Source organism: Corallococcus sp. AB049A (assembly GCF_003668885.1).
Classification (GTDB): domain Bacteria; phylum Myxococcota; class Myxococcia; order Myxococcales; family Myxococcaceae; genus Corallococcus; species Corallococcus interemptor.
Genome location: NZ_RAWL01000952.1, coordinates 1 through 506, shown reverse-complemented (window position 1 = coordinate 506; position 506 = coordinate 1). Strand labels below are relative to the sequence as shown.

Here is a 506-nt window from a genome sequence, read left to right as displayed (position 1 = left end):
GCGCAGTTCCGGCGGCGCCAGCAGCGTCTTCGGATCGCGCGGATAGCGGCGCAGTTCGTAGTCCAACCCCAGCTCCTCCAGCATCCACAGCACGCGCAGAGAACGGGAGTTTTCCAGGTGGTGGACGATGCGCATGGGGGTGATCCCTTGGGGAGACGCGCATCGTACCGCGCCGGCTGCATGTCCTTTGTAGAGTCGAGCCATGCTCGACTGTCTTTGGGCGCAGTCCAGCATGGCTCGACTCTACAAAAAAACGGCGGGCAATAAAAAACGCCGGAAGCTTTCGCTTCCGGCGTTCTGGCTACCCAACGGTAGCAGACGGATTAGACCGCCTGCACCTGGTCAGCCTGCATGCCCTTCTGACCCTGGACGGCGATGAAGGTAACCTTCTGGCCTTCCTGCAGGGTCTTGAAGCCGGTGCCCTGGATCGCGCGGAAGTGCACGAACAGGTCCGGGCCGCTTTCCGGGGTGATGAAGCCGAAGCCCTTGGCGTCGTTGAACCACTG

The 506-nt window shown here is 62.1% G+C and carries 1 protein-coding gene; it reads right to left on the bottom strand.

Annotated elements, in window-relative coordinates:
- Window positions 1–323 precede the first annotated feature (323 nt).
- On the bottom strand, window positions 324–506 hold a 183-nt coding region (locus tag D7X55_RS46020), incomplete at its 5' end, for a cold-shock protein (RefSeq protein WP_147470476.1).